General features: G+C 70.1%; 18 protein-coding genes. 9 read left to right on the top strand and 9 right to left on the bottom strand.

From position 1 onward, the window contains the following. Window positions 1-2 precede the first annotated feature (2 nt). From SD460_RS01685 to SD460_RS01650, 8 genes are all read right to left on the bottom strand, one after another. Window positions 3-758, bottom strand: a complete 756-nt coding sequence (locus SD460_RS01685) for a hypothetical protein (protein ID WP_290056067.1) — start codon at window positions 756-758, stop codon at window positions 3-5. Window positions 759-768: 10 nt separating this feature from the next. Beyond that, entirely contained in the window at window positions 769-1,083 is a 315-nt protein-coding gene (locus SD460_RS01680) for a hypothetical protein (protein ID WP_290056068.1), read from the bottom strand. After that, complete coding sequence (locus SD460_RS01675; RefSeq protein ID WP_290056069.1) at window positions 1,080-1,349, bottom strand: hypothetical protein; 270 nt, start codon at window positions 1,347-1,349, stop codon at window positions 1,080-1,082. The genes SD460_RS01680 and SD460_RS01675 overlap by 4 nt, the downstream gene beginning before the upstream one ends. Beyond that, window positions 1,346-1,804, bottom strand: a complete 459-nt coding sequence (locus tag SD460_RS01670) for a YbaB/EbfC family nucleoid-associated protein (protein WP_290056070.1) — start codon at window positions 1,802-1,804, stop codon at window positions 1,346-1,348. Before SD460_RS01670 ends, SD460_RS01675 begins: the two co-directional genes overlap by 4 nt. Before the next feature lie 135 nt (window positions 1,805-1,939). Continuing rightward, window positions 1,940-2,806 (bottom strand): aldehyde dehydrogenase family protein, encoded by an 867-nt coding sequence (locus SD460_RS01665; RefSeq protein ID WP_290056071.1) that lies wholly within the window; start codon window positions 2,804-2,806, stop codon window positions 1,940-1,942. Continuing rightward, window positions 2,799-4,229 carry an aldehyde dehydrogenase family protein gene (locus tag SD460_RS01660; RefSeq protein ID WP_290056072.1) on the bottom strand — a complete coding sequence of 477 codons (1,431 nt, stop codon included), beginning with the start codon at window positions 4,227-4,229 and terminating at the stop codon, window positions 2,799-2,801. Before SD460_RS01660 ends, SD460_RS01665 begins: the two co-directional genes overlap by 8 nt. After that, window positions 4,229-5,203 carry a deoxyribose-phosphate aldolase gene (gene deoC / locus SD460_RS01655; protein WP_318305848.1) on the bottom strand — a complete coding sequence of 325 codons (975 nt, stop codon included), beginning with the start codon at window positions 5,201-5,203 and terminating at the stop codon, window positions 4,229-4,231. Before deoC ends, SD460_RS01660 begins: the two co-directional genes overlap by 1 nt. A gap of 84 nt (window positions 5,204-5,287) precedes the next feature. Continuing rightward, window positions 5,288-5,902 (bottom strand): DUF1707 SHOCT-like domain-containing protein, encoded by a 615-nt coding sequence (locus SD460_RS01650; RefSeq protein ID WP_290056092.1) that lies wholly within the window; start codon window positions 5,900-5,902, stop codon window positions 5,288-5,290. An 85-nt stretch (window positions 5,903-5,987) separates the two neighbouring features. On the opposite strand from SD460_RS01650, the gene SD460_RS01645 reads away from it, so the two are divergent. The 3 genes from SD460_RS01645 to SD460_RS01635 are packed head-to-tail and all read left to right on the top strand — an operon-like array spanning window position 5,988 to window position 7,982. After that, entirely contained in the window at window positions 5,988-6,410 is a 423-nt protein-coding gene (locus SD460_RS01645; protein WP_290056074.1) for a protein-tyrosine phosphatase family protein, read from the top strand. A 5-nt stretch (window positions 6,411-6,415) separates the two neighbouring features. Next, window positions 6,416-7,039, top strand: a complete 624-nt coding sequence (gene upp, locus SD460_RS01640) for a uracil phosphoribosyltransferase (protein ID WP_285482509.1) — start codon at window positions 6,416-6,418, stop codon at window positions 7,037-7,039. Window positions 7,040-7,073: 34 nt separating this feature from the next. Further along, window positions 7,074-7,982, top strand: a complete 909-nt coding sequence (locus tag SD460_RS01635) for a pentapeptide repeat-containing protein (RefSeq protein ID WP_290056075.1) — start codon at window positions 7,074-7,076, stop codon at window positions 7,980-7,982. A gap of 36 nt (window positions 7,983-8,018) precedes the next feature. Here SD460_RS01635 and SD460_RS01630 read toward each other — a convergent pair whose 3' ends face one another. Beyond that, window positions 8,019-8,630, bottom strand: a complete 612-nt coding sequence (locus tag SD460_RS01630; protein WP_290056076.1) for a TetR/AcrR family transcriptional regulator — start codon at window positions 8,628-8,630, stop codon at window positions 8,019-8,021. 83 nt (window positions 8,631-8,713) lie between these two features. On the opposite strand from SD460_RS01630, the gene SD460_RS01625 reads away from it, so the two are divergent. The 6 genes from SD460_RS01625 (at window position 8,714) to SD460_RS01600 (ending at window position 15,390) form a co-directional block, all read left to right on the top strand. Next, window positions 8,714-9,115, top strand: coding sequence for a MerR family transcriptional regulator (locus SD460_RS01625; RefSeq protein ID WP_290056077.1), 402 nt, complete (start codon window positions 8,714-8,716; stop codon window positions 9,113-9,115). A 50-nt stretch (window positions 9,116-9,165) separates the two neighbouring features. Then, a complete protein-coding gene (locus SD460_RS01620) occupies window positions 9,166-10,089 on the top strand; it encodes an aldo/keto reductase (RefSeq protein WP_290056093.1) in 924 nt (307 codons plus the stop codon). Between the two features lie 150 nt (window positions 10,090-10,239). Continuing rightward, window positions 10,240-11,781, top strand: a complete 1,542-nt coding sequence (locus SD460_RS01615) for an NAD(P)-binding domain-containing protein (RefSeq protein WP_318305847.1) — start codon at window positions 10,240-10,242, stop codon at window positions 11,779-11,781. Next, entirely contained in the window at window positions 11,781-12,851 is a 1,071-nt protein-coding gene (locus SD460_RS01610) for an alpha-hydroxy acid oxidase (RefSeq protein WP_290056078.1), read from the top strand. The genes SD460_RS01615 and SD460_RS01610 overlap by 1 nt, the downstream gene beginning before the upstream one ends. Beyond that, window positions 12,848-14,113, top strand: a complete 1,266-nt coding sequence (locus tag SD460_RS01605) for a cytochrome P450 family protein (protein ID WP_290056079.1) — start codon at window positions 12,848-12,850, stop codon at window positions 14,111-14,113. Before SD460_RS01610 ends, SD460_RS01605 begins: the two co-directional genes overlap by 4 nt. Then, on the top strand, window positions 14,110-15,390 hold the full coding sequence (locus SD460_RS01600) for a cation:proton antiporter (protein ID WP_290056080.1): 1,281 nt from the start codon (window positions 14,110-14,112) through the stop codon (window positions 15,388-15,390). Before SD460_RS01605 ends, SD460_RS01600 begins: the two co-directional genes overlap by 4 nt. Window positions 15,391-15,420 lie beyond the last annotated feature (30 nt).

The raw sequence follows: 15,420 nt of genomic DNA, 5'->3' as shown, positions 1-15,420 counted from the left end.
GGCTAATTGACTCGCCAGTCGCCGGGGTGGGACATGGTCGTGGTAATCGTCGGTTCCCAGCGGTCGCCGAGGTCGTCGACCTTGGCCTGGATGGAGTTCTGCTCGGTTTCGATCACGTCCAGCAGCGCCTCGATCGCGACGATGGTGCCGGTGATCGCGGGAACGGCCATGGAGATCGCGGCCGAAATGATCCCCAGTGCCAGTGGCAGGCCCATGACGGTGACCGCGCTGAGGATGGCGGACACGATGGCGGCGAGGAGTCCGCCGACGATCACTTTCATGGCCAGCCAGAAGGATTCGATGCCGTTGGCGAGGCTGGTGAGCGAGTCGCGCATCTGCTCGCCGAGATCCTTCATCGAGTCCAGGTGCTCAAGTTGTGCGGGAACCGCGGCCTTGTAGGTTTCGGCGCCTCGGCCCTGCCACTGGATGTTGGCTTTCAGCTTGTCCAGGTGCAGCGTGCCCGCGATCTCGTCGACCGTGTGCGAGAACTCCTCGATCCACTGCCGTCCGACCTGCTTCAGCTTGTCAGGATCGCCCACATCGTCCTTGAACCGCTGGACCGCCAGCAGGTATTCGCCGAACTTCCCGTTGACGTAGTTCACCAGATCGATGACGGGTTGGACGAGCGTCTCCAGAGCGCTCGGCACCCAGTCGAGGAGATCGCGTACTTTGTCCATGAACTCCCGGAACTTCTCTTCGATGGCGCGCAGGTCGTCCAGAGTCCGGTCGATGATCGCGGTGCCGCCCGGTGCGGTCATGGTCTTCCCCTCAGTGCCCGTCGAGATTGCCCAGGCGGTTCGCGTGGTCGGCTTCGGCCTGTTCGTAGATGGTCGCGCCGGTGAGCAGGCTGCCGGCGATGCCGCGGAAGTTCTCGGAACCCTGGGCGAGCAGGTGGTCGAGCTTCGCGCGCATGTCGTTGTAGCGGCGGTTGAAGCCTCTGGCGGCCGCGTAGCTCATGACGTCCTTCGGGGTGAGTTCCAGCGGTGCCACGATGCCGCGTGCCTGATTGAGGTTGTCGGCGGCCTGATCCCAGGTCGCGGCGTCCGAGCGGAGGGCTTCCAGGGCGACTTCGACGTCGCTCATCGGCGATCACGTCCTTCCGGGTGGCCGATGGGTGGGGTGAGACCGACCCGGCGCAGGAGCCGGGCCGGGTCGGCGAGCAACCCCAGCAGTTCCGTGTAGGCGGGACCTGGTGGCTGCGGCGCGAAGTCCGACGGAGCCGATCGGCGGTGCAGGGCGCGCAGAACGTCGAGCAACTCGCTCTCGACCTCGGCGTTGCGGGCGATCGAAGCCCAGGTCGCGTCGAGGTCCAGGCCGAGGTAGCGGCCGCTCCGGGCGCTGCCGCTCACATGGCCGCCGCTGCTTTCCGCGGTGACGACGTCGAGGCCGGCCGTGGACATCCGAGTCGAAAGCTGTTCCAGTTCGCCTCGCCTCGCACCGCGTCCTCCAGCCGGAAGACGTCGCGCGCCGTGAGCGGTGTCTCGTCCTGGGCGGCCGGTGGCCGCGATGCCGGGTTAGCCTCGACGTCCCGGGCGCGCCGTGCCAAAGCCTCGATGGTCGCCGCGTTCGCCGCGGTCAGCACACTCGAATGCAGGCCGCGGGGGTCGACCTTGGTTTTCCAGTCCTCGGCGAGCCTGACCCGCTGGACCTCACCCGCGGGCGAGACGGTCACCGTCACGACCGAATCCCCATCACGTCCGGCGGGGCCGTCCCGTTCCGGCTCGTCTTCGACCGGCGGCGGACTTTCGTCGTCGTCCCAGAGTTCGATCTCGTTTTCGAACGCCCACTCTTCGTCGTCCGGCACCTGCACCCTCCCCGATGCGTCACGCTGCGTACCTGGCTGGGACTGTACCGGTGATCGAGGTGGGCGTCAGGCGATCGGGCCCGAACGCGACGGAGGCCACCACCCGGTCTGGGTGGTGGCCTCCCGGCGTCGAACTCAGACGCCCAGCGGGTGCCAGACCGTCTTCGCCTCCAGGTACCGGCGCAGCCGGGTCAGGTCCGGAGCTGCCGTCCAGTCCGGCTCCGCCGCCGGGACCGTCAGCACCCGCTTCACCGTGTTCGCCGCTTCGCGTGCCAAGCCCGGGCGGTCGTCCGGGGCCGCTCCTGTCGGGTCCAGTGCGTTCACATCGCCGTGCGAGGCCAGCCACGGGCCCAGCTCCGACGCGTGGCCCGTCAGGATGTTGGCCACGCCGCCCGGGACGTCGGACGTGGCCAGGACCTCCGACAGTGTGATCGCCGGCAGGGGACGCTCCGCGCTCGAGACCACCACCGCCGTCGAGCCGGTGGCCAGGACCGGGGCCAGGACCTCGACCAGGCCCAGCAACGACGACGCCTGCGGGGCCAGGATGCCCACCACGCCGGTCGGTTCCGGGACCGTGAACGAGAAGTACGGGCCCGCCACCGGGTTGGCCGAACCCAGGACCGACGCGATCTTGTCCGTCCAGCCCGCGTACCAGACCCAGCGGTCGATCGCCGCGTCAACCAGGGACTCGGCCTTCTTCGCCGCCAAGCCCTCCGAAGCGGACACTTCCGCGATGAACTGGTCGCGGCGGCCTTCCAGCACCTCGGCCACCCGGTACAGCACCTGGCCGCGGTTGTAGGCCGTGGCGGCAGACCAACCGGGGAAGGCCTTGCGGGCCGCCACCACCGCGTCGCGGACGTCCTTGCGGGACGCGTGGGCCGCGTTGGCCAGGAACTTGCCCTTGCTGTCCGTCACCGGGTACACCCGGCCGGACTCCGAACGCGGGAACTTGCCGCCCACGTACAGCTTGTAGGTCTTGGCTACGGAAATCCGGTCAGACATTCAGGTACGCCTCCAGCCCGGTGCGGCCGCCTTCGCGCCCGAAGCCGGATTCCTGGTAGCCGCCGAAGGGGGCGGTGGGGTCGAAGCGGTTGAAGGTGTTGGCCCAGACCACGCCGGCGCGCAGCTGGTTCGCCATCCACAGGATGCGGGAGCCCTTTTCGGTCCAGATACCGGCCGAAAGCCCGTACGGCGTGTTGTTCGCCTTCGTCACGGCCTCGTCCGGCGTGCGGAACGTCAGCACCGACAGCACCGGGCCGAAGATCTCCTCGCGCGCGATCCGCATCGACTGGTGGACGTTCGCGAACACCGTCGGGGCGAAGAAGAACCCGCGGTCCGGCACCGGGCACGGGCTGGTCCAGCGCTGCGCGCCCTCGGCGTCGCCGGACTCGACGAGCCCCTGGATCTTCGCCAGCTGCTCGGCCGAGTTGATCGCGCCGACGTCGGTGTTCTTGTCCAGCGGGTCGCCGACGCGCAGCGTCGAGACGCGGTAGCGCAGCTTCTCCAGCACCTCTTCGGCGATGGACTCCTGGACCAGCAGGCGCGAGCCCGCGCAGCAGACGTGACCCTGGTTGAAGAAGATGCCGTTGACGATGCCTTCGATGGCCTGGTCCAGCGGCGCGTCCTCGAACACGATGTTCGCGGCCTTGCCGCCCAGCTCCAGCGTCAGCTTCTTCGGCGTGCCCGCGACCTGGCGCTGGATCGCCTTGCCGACCTCGGTCGAGCCGGTGAACGCGATCTTGTCGATGTCGCCGTGGTCCACAATGGACGCGCCGATGTCACCGGCGCCCGGCAGGATGTTGACCACGCCCGGCGGCAGCTCGGCCTGCTGGCAGATCTCCGCGAAGACCAGCGCGGTCAACGGCGTCGTCTCGGCCGGCTTCAGCACCACGGTGTTGCCGGTGGCCAGTGCCGGCGCGATCTTCCACGCCAGCATCAGCAGCGGGAAGTTCCACGGGATGATCTGGCCCGCGACACCGAGCGGCTTCGGGTTGGGCCCGTAGCCCGCGTAGTCGAGCTTGTCGGCCCAGCCCGCGTGGTAGAAGAAGTGCGCCGCCGCGGTCGGGATGTCGGAGTCGCGCGACTCCTTGATCGGCTTGCCGTTGTCGAGGCTCTCCAGCACCGCCAGCTCGCGCGAGCGCTCCTGGATCAGCCGCGCGATGCGGAAGAGGTACTTCGCTCGCTCGGTGCCCGGCAGCCTGGACCAGCTCGAAAAAGCCTTGCGCGCGGCCTTGACCGCGGTGTCCACATCGGACTTCGACGCGGTGCCGACCTCCGCGAGGACCTCTTCGGTGGCCGGGTTGATCGTCTTGAGCGGCTCACCCGAGCCGTCGACGAACTCGCCGTTGATGAACGGCTTGTAGTGGTCCTTGAGGTTCGCGATGGCGCGCGACTCGGGCGCCGGTGCGTACTCGAAAACAGGCATCAGTCCACCGTCACGTAGTCGGGGCCGCTGTAGTGGCCGTCCACCTGGGTGCGGCGCTGCAGCAGCAGGTCGTTGAGCAGGCTGGACGCGCCGAAGCGGAACAGGTCCGGGACCAGCCACTGCTCGCCGGCGACCTCGTGCACGGCGACGAGGTACTTGATCGCGTCCTTCGTGGTCCGGATGCCGCCCGCGGGCTTGACGCCGCGCAGCTCGCCGGTCTGCGCGTGCCAGTCGTGGACGGCCTGCAGCATGATGTGGGTGACCGGCAGCGTCGCGGCGGGGGAGACCTTGCCGGTCGACGTCTTGATGAAGTCACCGCCGGCCAGCAGCGCCAGCCACGACGCGCGCCGCACGTTGTCGTAGGTCGCCAGCTCGCCGGTCTCGAGGATGACCTTCAGGTGGGCTTCGCCGCAGGCGGCCTTGATGGCCTGGATCTCTTCGAAGACGTCCATGTAGCGGCCCTCGAGGAACGCGCCGCGGTCGATCACCATGTCGACTTCGTGCGCGCCCGCGTCGACGGCGATCTTGGTGTCGGCCAGCTTGATCTCGCGGCTCGTGCGCCCGGCCGGGAAGCCGGTGGCGACGCTCGCGACGTGCACACCGCTGCCCTTGAGCGCTTCGACGGCGGTGGCGACCATGTCCGGGTACACGCAGACGGCGGCGACGCGCGGGGTGTCCTGCCGCTCGGGATCGGGGCGGACGGCCTTCGCGGCCAGCGCCCGGACCTTGCCGCGGGTGTCGGCGCCCTCCAGCGTGGTCAGGTCGACCATGGAGATGGCGGTGTCGATGGCCCACCGCTTGGCGTCCTTCTTGATGCTGCGCGTGCCGAGGCCCGCCGCGCGCTGCTCGACGCCGACCTGGTCGACACCGGGCAGCCCGAGCAGGAAGCGGCGCAGGCTCGCGTCGTCGCGAGTCGCGTCCGCCAGCGGTGCCGGGGTGGCCGGCGCCGCTGACGTGCTGGTCGTGGCTGTCATGCGCCTGAGTCTAGGCGGCGGGTACGACAGTGCGAGCCCCCATCGGGTGTGACGCTGGGTGCCGAGCGCGTCACAACTCCGAGGTCAGCCCTTCTCGATCCGCGGCGGATCCACCCGCTGAGCCGGCCGCCGGTACACGACCACGCCGCCCCAGAAGCCCAGCCCGTTGATCTTCACCGTCGGTGCCGTCGGCGGGGCCGGGGGAGCTCCCGACTTGTCCTCCAGCACGAAGCCGCCCATGAAGCCGATGCCCGTCACGTCGACGTTGATGTCGTCGGGGACCGTGATCTGGATGCCGCCCATGATCGCGATGGCCGTGATCGTGCAGTGCTTGTCCGCGAACCTCGCCTGGCGCAGGTCTATCTCCGCGCCGCCCCAGAAGGCGAGGCTCGTGTGCTGCGGGGGCAGGACCCAGCTGCCCTTGCGGACCGCGCCCGACAGGACGCCGATCGACACCGGGGAGCCCGCGTAGCCGCCGATGCGCTGGTCCGGGAAGCCCAGCGCGCGGGACGTGGCCGGCTCGACGGCGCCCGACGACGTGGGCAGGTCCACCGTCACCGGTTTGAGGTCGCCGACGGTCTTCGCCGCGTAGACCGTCGACAGGCGCTCTTCGAGCTCGTTCACCGTGATCCGCCCTTCCGCGAGGGCGTTGTGCAGCACTTGGGCGACGCGCTCGCGGTCGGCGTCGGAGGCCCGCATCTGGTCGGGCGTCAGTTCGCTCACCCGGCGCAGCTTATCGGCGAAAACCACCCTCCGTGTCCACCTTCTGGAGGACACTGGGCCGATGGTGCGATTTCCCGACGGCGTCGAGGTGCGCGGGCGCGGCCTCGGCCGCCCGAAACCCGACGGAGCCGAGCCGGATTTCGGGCTCTACCTGGGGACGAGCCGGTTGCGGCGCAAGCACGGCGGGGGCATCACCTGGCCGCACGAATGGGTTAACTGGCCGGACTTCCTCCTGCCGGTCAACCCGCGAGACGCCCGCGAAAAGATCAAGGCCCTGCACGAACGCGCCAAGACCGAAAGCGTCGAAGTCGCCTGCTACGGCGGCGCCGGCCGCACCGGCACCGTGCTGGCCTGCCTCGCGGTCCTGTCCGGCGTGCCGGCCGGTGAAGCCGTCGCCTGGGTGCGCGAAAACTACGACGAACGAGCCGTCGAAACACCGTGGCAGCGCGGCTGGGTGAAGAGCTTCGCGAAACGGCTAGATTGACCCGCATGGATGTGCACGTCGTCGACCACCCCCTCGCGAAGGCCCGGCTCTCCACGATGCGCGACGCGCGCACCGACAGCGCCGCGTTCCGGGCCGCGCTGCACGAGCTGACCGTCATGCTGGTCTACGAAGCCACGCGCGACGTCCCGGTCAAGACCGAGCGGATCCACACGCCGGTCGCGCGCACCGAGGGCTACAAGCTCGCCAAGCCGCCGCTGCTCGTCCCGGTGCTGCGGGCCGGGCTCGGGATGGCCGACCAGGCGCACAAGCTGATTCCGGACGCGCAGATGGGCTTCGTCGGCCTCGCGCGCGACGAGGAGACGCTCAAGCCGACGCCGTACCTCGAATCGCTGCCGGAGTCGCTCGCCGACCGGCCGGTGCTGGTGCTCGACCCGATGCTCGCCACCGGCGGCTCGATGGAGTACACGATCCGGCTGCTCACCGACCGCGGTGCCGACGACGTCACGGCCATCTGCGCGCTCGCCGCGCCGGAAGGCTTGGCGCACCTGGAAAAGACCGGCCTGCCGGTCCGCGTGGTCACCGCCAGCATCGACGAGCGCCTCAACGATTCGGGCTTCATCGTGCCGGGCCTCGGCGACGCCGGTGACCGCCAGTACGGCGCCGTTTAAGACCTTGCCGGTCCTGAAGTGGCGGTGGATCGCGGTGACCGCCGTCGCGGTCGCGGCCGTCACCGCCGGGCTGCTGTGGCTCTTCCTCGCCTGGTCCGGGGAGCCGACCGCGCCGGTGCGCATCGACGCGGTCAAGACGGCGTTCGGCGTCGGCGCGGGCGCGGGCGGCGTGTTCGCGCTGTGGCTCGCGACGCGCCGCCAGCGCACCCTCGAACTGCAGCTGGCCGAGTCCACGCGCGTCGCCGGCGTGACCGAGCGGGACCTCGAGGAGCGGCGGGTCACCGAGCTGTACACGAAAGCCGTCGAACAGCTCGGCAGTGACAAAGCGCCGGTGCGGTTCGGCGGGCTGTACGCGCTGGAGCGGCTCGGGCAGGACAACCCGAAGCAGCGCCAGACGATCGTCAACGTCCTGTGCGCCTACCTGCGGATGCCGTTCGACGGCCCGAAGGCGGGCCTGAAGGGCACCGCGGACCTCGAGCCGCCCGACTACGACGAGGCCGAGCTGCTGGTCCGCCTGGCCGCGCAGGAACTGCTCAAGACCCACCTGACCCACGAGGAGCCCGGGTTCTGGCCCGGGATGGCGATCGACCTGCAACGGGCCACCCTCGTCGACTTCCGGCTGAGCGGCTGCACCCTGGCCGCCGCGGACTTCAGCCGCGCGAAGTTCGTCGGGGCGGTGCACATCCGCGGCACGACCTTCACCCGCCGGGCCGGGTTCTTCGGCGCGCAGTTCACCTCGGCGGTCAACTTCGACCGGTCGGTCTTCGAAGAGGGCGCGTTCTTCACCTGGGCGCGCTTCGGTGCGTTCGCCCGGTTCACCCGGGTCCGCTCGGGCGGCCGGTTCGAGTTGACCCGCGCGCGGTTCGAGGGCGAGGCCGACTTCGAGGGCGGCGAACACGAGGACATCGACCTGACGGACGCCCGGTTCCCGGAGAACGAATAGCAACGTCCCGCCCGGTGCCGGGACGCGAAGGGCCGGCTACGAGGGGTCGCTGTTCTGAGGCCGCAGCCAGCCGGTGGCGTTCGCGCGCAGCGCCCGCTCGTACGAGCCGGTCACGTCGAACTCGTCCGGCAGGTTGCCGGTCAGCTCCAGGGACACCAGCCCGTGCACGATGGCCCAGCAGCCGACCGCGATGGTGGCCGGCGGGACGTCGTGGAAGACGCCGTCGGCGACGGCTCGGCGGATGACCGTCTCCAGCGGCTCCAAGGTCTTCCTGGCCAGCTTTTCGGCGTCTTCGTTGGGCTCGAAGCCGGGCACCGACTTGCTGAACATGATCCCGTACAGGTGCGGGTCGGCGAGCGCGCTCGCGCGGTAGGCGCTGCCGAGCGCGACGAGGTCGCCGACGGCGTCGCCGGTGAGCTCGGTGCCCGCCATCCGCGCGCCGAAGCGGCGGAAGCCCTCGGTGTAGAGGGCGTTCACCAGATCGGGTTTGCTGCCGAAGAGGGAGTACACGGCGGTGGTCGACGTGCCCGCGTCGGCGGCCAGCTTCCGCAGGGAAAGCGCCTTCGGCCCGTCGGCGGCGATGAGCTCACCGGCGCGGTCGAGCAGCTTCAGCCGGAGCGCTTCGTCGTGCGTGCGGGGGCGAGCCATGTACGCAGCGTATCGCAACGCTGTTATGAATCGCCAGGTCAGGAGTTGACCTGGAGTGCACTCCAGGTCGTAGTGTCGAGGTCATGAGCTACTCGATAGCGGAAGCCGCTCGACGTAGCGGACTGTCCATCGACACCCTCCGGTACTACGAGCGCATCAAACTGCTCGACCCGCCCGCCCGTGACACCGCGGGCCGCCGGGCCTACTCGGACGACGACCTGAACTGGCTCGGTTTCCTGACCAAGCTGCGCACCACCGGGATGCCCATCAAGAGCATGCGCGAGTACGCGTCGCTGCGCCGCCTCGGCGTCGCCAGCGCGGGCCGCCGCAAGGCTCTGCTGGTGGAGCAGCGGCGGTCGGTGGCCGAGCGGATCGCCGAGCTGCAGGGCTGTCTCGACATCCTCGACTACAAGATCGACAACTACGCACAGGTCGAGCGCAACGTGCTCGGCGTGGAACCCGGCAGGGAGGAAATTTCCGCGTGAAGACCAGGAAGCTCGGCGGACTGGAAGTCGGGGCCCAGGGGCTGGGCTGCATGGGGATGAGCCAGGCGTACGGCGTCCGCGACAACGACGAGGAGTCGATCGCGACGATCCACCGGGCGCTCGAGCTCGGCGTGACGCTGCTGGACACCGCGAACGTCTACGCGAACGGCGTCAACGAAGAACTGGTCGGCCGCGCCATCGCCGGCCGCCGCGACGAGGTCGTGCTGGCGACGAAGTTCGGCATCGTGTGGACCGACGGCGTAATGGGGGCCCGCGGCGACGCGGCCTACGTCAAGCAGAGCTGCGACGAGTCCCTGCGACGGCTCGGCGTCGACCACATCGACCTGTACTACCAGCACCGCGTCGACCCGGACACGCCGATCGAGGAGACCTGGGGCGCGCTGGGCGAGCTGGCCGAGGCCGGGAAGATCCGGTACGCCGGGATTTCCGAGGCGAGCGCCGCGACGATCCGCGCCGCCCACGCCGTGCACCCGGTGACGGCGCTGCAGAGCGAATGGTCGCTGTGGACGCGGGGCATCGAGGGCGAAATCCTCGACACGTGCCGGGAGCTCGGCATCGGCGTGGTGCCGTTCTCGCCGCTGGGCCGGGGTTTCCTCACCGGCGCGGTGACGTCGATGGCGGACCTGCCGGCGGACGACATGCGCCGCGGCCTGCCGCGCTTCGCCGAGGGCAACTTCGAGCGCAACATGGCGATCGTCGAGGCGCTGCGGAAGCTGGCGGAGGAGAAGGGCGTCACCGCCGGGCAGCTCGCGCTCGCCTGGGTGCAGTCCCACGGCGAGGACGTCGCGCCGATCCCGGGCACCAAGCGCCGCAAGTACCTCGAAGAGAACGTGGCGGCGGCTTCGCTGGAGCTGACGGCCGGGGACCTGGCCGCGATCGAGGCGGCCGCCCCCGCGGACGCGATCGCCGGCGAGCGCTACCCCGAACGCCTCGCCCGCGCCGCCGGCCGGTGAGCAGTCTGCCGCGGCTGCTCGTGAGTGTTTAGTCGGGTTAGAACCCGACTAAACACTCACGACCGGGCCCGCGCTCTGAGGCTTTTCTGAGATCTCCGGAGCAGGCTCGGCGCCGATCAAGTGGTCGGTGCCGAGCCTCAGGAGGTCGTCGTGGCGGAGGAAGTGCTCGATTGTCTGGTGGTCGGGGCCGGGCCCGCGGGCTTGCAGCTGGGGCAGCACCTCGGCCGCGCCGGGCACCGGTACCTGGTGCTGGAGGCCGGTTCCGCGCCCGGCCACTTCTTCGAGACCTTCCCACGGCACCGGACCCTCATCTCCATCAACAAGAAGCACACCGGGTACGACGACCCGGAGCTGCGCCTGCGGATGGACTGGAACTCGATCCTCGCCGACGGCGACGACGACCCGGTGCTGTTCACGGACTACAGCGAAAAGCTCTTCCCGGACGCCCCGGACCTCTTGCGCTACCTGGCCGATTACGCGGCGAAGCACCAGGTGAACGTCCGTTACGACACCAGGGTGACGCGCATCCGCCGCGATCCGGAAAGCGCTCTCTTCGTGCTCACCGCGGGTGGCGAAGAGTTCCGCGCGAAGCGGCTGATCATGGCCACCGGCGTGACCAAGCCCTACATCCCGCGGTTCCCCGGCGCCGAGCTGATCGACCAGTACGTCGACGTCAGCGTCGACCCGGCCGACTTCACCGACCAGCGCGTCCTGGTGCTCGGCAAGGGGAACTCCGCGTTCGAGACCGCGGACAACCTCATCGAGCAGGCCGCCGTCGTGCACGTCGGCGGGCCGCGGCCGGTGAAGCTGGCCTGGCGCACCCACTTCGTCGGCCACCTGCGCGCCTACAACGCGGGCATCCTCGACATGTACCAGCTCAAGCTGCAGCACGCGATCCTCGACGGCGACGTGCGCGAGGTCCGCAAGGACGCCGACGGCTACCACGTCAAGTTCGCCTTCGCCCGCGCCGACGAGGTGATCAAGGAGATCCGCTACGACCGCGTGATCGGCTGCACCGGCTTCCGCTTCGACGCGGAACTCTTCGACGAGGACTGCCGCCCCGAGCTCACCATCGACGACCGGTTCCCGGCGCAGACGCCGAGCTGGGAGTCGACGAACGTGCCGGACCTGTACTTCGCCGGCACGATCACGCAGGTCCGCGACTTCAAGAAGGCCACCAGCGCGTTCATCCACGGCTTCCGCTACGGCGCCCGCGCGCTCGCCAAGGTGCTGAACGAGCGCTACCTCGGCACGCCGTGGCCGTCGGTCGAGCTGCCCGCCAAACCGGACGCGCTGACCGACGCCGTGATCACCCGGATCAACCGGACTTCCGCGCTGTACCAGCAGTTCGGCTTCCTCGGCGACGTCGTGGTCGTCGACGGCGACACCGCCCGCTACCTCGAAGAGGTGCCGGTGGACCGGCTGCTCGACGACCCGCCGGAGGACGCCTACGTCGTCACCCTGGACTACGGCCCGGACCACGACAAGATCGACCCGTTCGACTTCGTCGCGCGCGCCGCCCAGGACCAGGCCAACGACCACGGTGAGGGCCACTACCTGCACCCGATCGTCCGGCACTACCGCCGCGGCGAGCTGGCCGCCACCCACCACGTCACCGAGAACCTCGAGAACGAGTGGGACAAAGAGGTGCACGTCGAACCGCTGACCGCGTTCTTCTCGCGGGAACTCTGATGCGGACGATCGCGGAGTTCGAGGCGGCGGCTCGCGAACGCCTCGACCCGGCGCACTACGACTACTTCGCGGGCGGCGCGCAGGACGAGATCACCGTCGCGGAGAACGAGGCCGCGTTCCGGAGGCTGCGGCTGCTGTCGCGGGTCCTGCGCGGCAGCGACAAGCGGGACCTGAGCGTCGAGCTGCTCGGGACGTCGTCGTCGATGCCGATCCTCATCGCGCCCACGGCGTTCCACCGGCTCGCGCACGCCGACGGTGAACTCGCCACGGCCCGGGCGGCGGCGCGCGCGGGCACGATCCTGATCGTCAGCATGGCCGCCACCACGGCGATCGAAGACGTCGCCGCGGCGGCCCGCGAGGTCGCGCCGGATCCGGGCCTGTGGTTCCAGCTCTACCTGCAGCCGGATCTGGAATTCACCGAGGCGATCGTGCGCCGCGCGGAGAACGCCGGGGTCAAGGCGTTCGTCGTCACCGTCGACTCACCGGTGCTCGGCCGCCGCGAGCGCGACGACCGCAACGACTTCCACGACCTGCCGCCGGGATTCGCCGTGGAGAACCTGCGGAACATCGGCGAGAACCGCAGCGGCGGCAACGCGAGTCATGTCCGTGACATCGTCATGTCGGCCGGGCTCAATTGGGACCACATCGCGTGGCTGCGGTCGAAGACCAAGCTCCCGGTGCTGATCAAGGGCGTGCTGCACGCCGAGGACGCGCGGCTGGCCGTGCACCACGGCGTCGCCGGGATCGTCGTGTCGAACCACGGCGGCCGCCAGCTCGACACCGTGCCGGCCACCATCGACGTCCTGCCCGACATCGCGGCAGCCGTCGGCGGGGCGATCCCGGTGCTCGTGGACGGCGGGATCCGCCGCGGCACCGACGTCGTCAAGGCGCTGGCGCTGGGTGCGGACGCGGTCGCGGTCGGCCGTCCGGTCGTGTGGGGACTGGCCGTCGGCGGCCGTGAAGGCGTCACGCAGGTCCTGGAGCTGCTGCGGGAGGACTTCGACCAGGCCCTCGCCCTGTGCGGCGGCCGGCACCCGGCCGACCTGACCCCGGACCAGGTGCGGCGATGATCGGCAAAGCGCTGGCCGCGGCCGCGGTGGCGACCGCGCCCGCGTGGCTGCCGTCCCGGGTCGTGGCGCTGCGGATGAAGATCTTCTCGCTGGTCAACGGCCAGGAGACGGTGACCATCCCCGGCGAGCGGGTCGGCGTCGAGGACTTCCGCCGCGTCTACGCCGACCCGGCGGCGAACGGCCGCAGCCGCGGCGCCGCGCTGTCCGACCTGTTCTGGTACTGGCTCGCGCCCGGGCCCGAGGTGCACCAGGAGCACCTCGAACCCGGGCCGCGCTACGACGAGGTCGCCAAGTGCACCCGGCACATCCTCATCCGGTCCAAAAAGGACTCGGAGGAGCTGGCCCGGCGGGTGGCCGCGCACGTCCTCGACGGCGTCGGGCCCGGGCTCGTCCGGCTGCGCGACGAAATGATGCCGATCTGGGCCGAGCTGTACTACGAGCTCGTCTTCGAGGAGCCGTGCCCGCCCGAGGCGCGGGACCTCATCGTGGCGCACGCCGACGACGTCGTTTCGGCGCTGAAGTGCGTGCGCCCGCGGAACATGCGCCGCCGGGCCCGGCTGACGAAGTACCTGCGGCGGCGCCTCGCCGACGTCCCGCACCCGCTGCCGCCGTCGCTGACCCCCGAGGAACAGGCTTACTACCTGCAGGGCACCTTCTTCAACACGGCCGTCGTGCAGATGTCCGAGGCGATGGCGCACCTGCTGATGATCATCGCGAAGTCTCCGGACACCCAGCGGCGCCTCGCCGAGCACCCGGACGACGACGCCTACCTCGACCGCGTCATCGACGACGGCCTGCGCCGGTTCCCGCTGTTCGGCATCGCGCACCGGATCTCCACGGCCGACATCGAGCTGGCGGACCTGACCATCCCGGCGGGCACGGTGCTGTGCTTCTCCTACCCCGAGTTCGCCGCGCAGTCCGAAAAGGACGCGTTCATCCCGTTCGGGGTCGCGCAGAACCGCGCCTGCCCGGCCCGCGGGCTGGCGCCGCCGACCATGCGCGTGGTGACGCGCGAAGTGCTGCGCCGGTTCAGCCTCGCCTCCACGGCGGGCCACACGCGGTCGATCCCCAACCGCGGCCCGGCGCTGCTCACCCCGCGCGGTGCCCGGCGAAAGCGCTTGCCGCTGCTCTGGCTGGCGGTGCGCGACCGCTGGGAAGACGTCTGGCGCAGCTTCGCCCAGCTCGTGTTCGGCACGTACATGGTCCTCGACGCCCGTCGCCAAGCCCTGTGCACCACCTACTTCGCCGGAGGCAAGTCATGACCCCCACCGAAGCGGCACCGGCTTTCTTCCTCGCCGTCGCGGCGATCCTCGTCGTGTGCCGGCTGGTCTGCCTGGTCGCGGTGCGGCTGGGCCAGCCGCCGGTGGTCGGCGAGATGATCTCCGGCGTGCTGCTCGGCCCGTCGTTGCTGGGGCTGGTCCTCCCCGACGTGCAGACGGCGTTGTTCCCGGACGGCATCCGCCCGCTGCTCTACGTCGGCGGGCAGATCGGCCTGGTCATCTACATGTTCGGCGCGGGGTACGAGTTCAGCCTCCGCAGCATCCGCGGCTCGGCGAAGTCGGTCGGCGCGATCTCGGCCGCCGGCACGGTGGTGCCGCTCGCGCTCGGGGTCGGCGTCGCCGTGTTCGGCACGAGCTGGGCCGGCATCGCCAAGGACGGCGTCTCGCTCACGACGTCGGCGGCGTTCGTCGGGGTAGCACTGGCCATCACCGCGTTCCCGATGCTCGCCCGGATCATCACCGAACGCGGTCTCGGCGGCACCCGGTTCGGCTCGCTCGCACTGGCCTGCGGCGCCCTCGACGACGTCCTCGCGTGGATCCTGCTGGCCGTGGTGCTGGGCATGCACGCGGACTCGGCCGGCCCGGTCGCGCTGGCCGTGGGCGGCGGCCTGCTGTTCGCGTTGCTGCTGGTGCTCGTCGGCCGCCGGGTGCTCGCGAAGGCGATGGGCAGTGAACGGCTTTCCGCCGACCAGAAGATGCTGATCACGGCGTTGACCCTGTTCGCGGCCGCCTGGTTCACCGACGTCATCGGGCTGTACGCGGTGTTCGGCGCCTTCTGCGTCGGCATCGTGTTCCCCCGCGTGCCCGCCGCGGACGCCGTGCTCGCGAAGATCATGCCGATCGGGCGGATCGTGTTCCTCCCGCTGTTCTTCACCTATTCCGGCCTGAACACGCGGTTCGCGCTGCTCGCCGATCCGAAGCTGCTGCTGTTCGCCGTGCTCTGCGTGGTCGTCGCGATCATCGGCAAGCTCGGCGCCTGCTGGGGAGCGGCGCGGCTGGTGGGGGAGTCGCAGCCGATCGCGTTGCGCGTCGGCACGCTGATCAACGCCCGCGGGCTGATGCAGCTGATCGCGCTCAACGTCGGGCTCGCCGCCGGGATCGTTTCGCCGGCGTTGTTCACGGTGCTGGTGCTGGTGGCGTTGGTCACCACGATCATGACGGCGCCGCTGCTGAGCTGGCTCGACCGGCGGGATACCCGCAAGGGGAGCAGCGAAGTGCTCTTGATGGCGGAACCGGTGCCGGTGACCGGGAAAAGTTGACAGTTCAAACTTAGAAAATCACTGCCAGTA

This window comes from Amycolatopsis solani, assembly GCF_033441515.1.
Classification (GTDB): Bacteria; Actinomycetota; Actinomycetes; order Mycobacteriales; family Pseudonocardiaceae; genus Amycolatopsis; species Amycolatopsis solani.
The sequence above is the reverse complement of the archived record's forward strand: the minus strand, read 5'-3'. Positions and strand labels throughout refer to the sequence as shown.

Bases quoted from the DNA above. Each gene is read 5' to 3' on its own strand.
- SD460_RS01600 (WP_290056080.1), top strand. From the start codon at position 14,110: ATGACCCCCACCGAAGCGGCACCGGCTTTCTTCCTCGCCGTCGCGGCG.
- SD460_RS01645 (WP_290056074.1), top strand. From the start codon at position 5,988: ATGGTGCGATTTCCCGACGGCGTCGAGGTGCGCGGGCGCGGCCTCGGC.
- SD460_RS01685 (WP_290056067.1), bottom strand. From the start codon at position 758: ATGACCGCACCGGGCGGCACCGCGATCATCGACCGGACTCTGGACGAC.
- SD460_RS01610 (WP_290056078.1), top strand. From the start codon at position 11,781: ATGCGGACGATCGCGGAGTTCGAGGCGGCGGCTCGCGAACGCCTCGAC.
- SD460_RS01660 (WP_290056072.1), bottom strand. From the start codon at position 4,229: ATGCCTGTTTTCGAGTACGCACCGGCGCCCGAGTCGCGCGCCATCGCG.
- SD460_RS01630 (WP_290056076.1), bottom strand. From the start codon at position 8,630: ATGGCTCGCCCCCGCACGCACGACGAAGCGCTCCGGCTGAAGCTGCTC.
- SD460_RS01625 (WP_290056077.1), top strand. From the start codon at position 8,714: ATGAGCTACTCGATAGCGGAAGCCGCTCGACGTAGCGGACTGTCCATC.
- SD460_RS01650 (WP_290056092.1), bottom strand. From the start codon at position 5,902: ATGCGGGCCTCCGACGCCGACCGCGAGCGCGTCGCCCAAGTGCTGCAC.
- SD460_RS01665 (WP_290056071.1), bottom strand. From the start codon at position 2,806: ATGTCTGACCGGATTTCCGTAGCCAAGACCTACAAGCTGTACGTGGGC.
- deoC (WP_318305848.1), bottom strand. From the start codon at position 5,203: ATGACAGCCACGACCAGCACGTCAGCGGCGCCGGCCACCCCGGCACCG.
- SD460_RS01620 (WP_290056093.1), top strand. From the start codon at position 9,166: ATGGGGATGAGCCAGGCGTACGGCGTCCGCGACAACGACGAGGAGTCG.
- SD460_RS01680 (WP_290056068.1), bottom strand. From the start codon at position 1,083: ATGAGCGACGTCGAAGTCGCCCTGGAAGCCCTCCGCTCGGACGCCGCG.
- SD460_RS01605 (WP_290056079.1), top strand. From the start codon at position 12,848: ATGATCGGCAAAGCGCTGGCCGCGGCCGCGGTGGCGACCGCGCCCGCG.
- upp (WP_285482509.1), top strand. From the start codon at position 6,416: ATGGATGTGCACGTCGTCGACCACCCCCTCGCGAAGGCCCGGCTCTCC.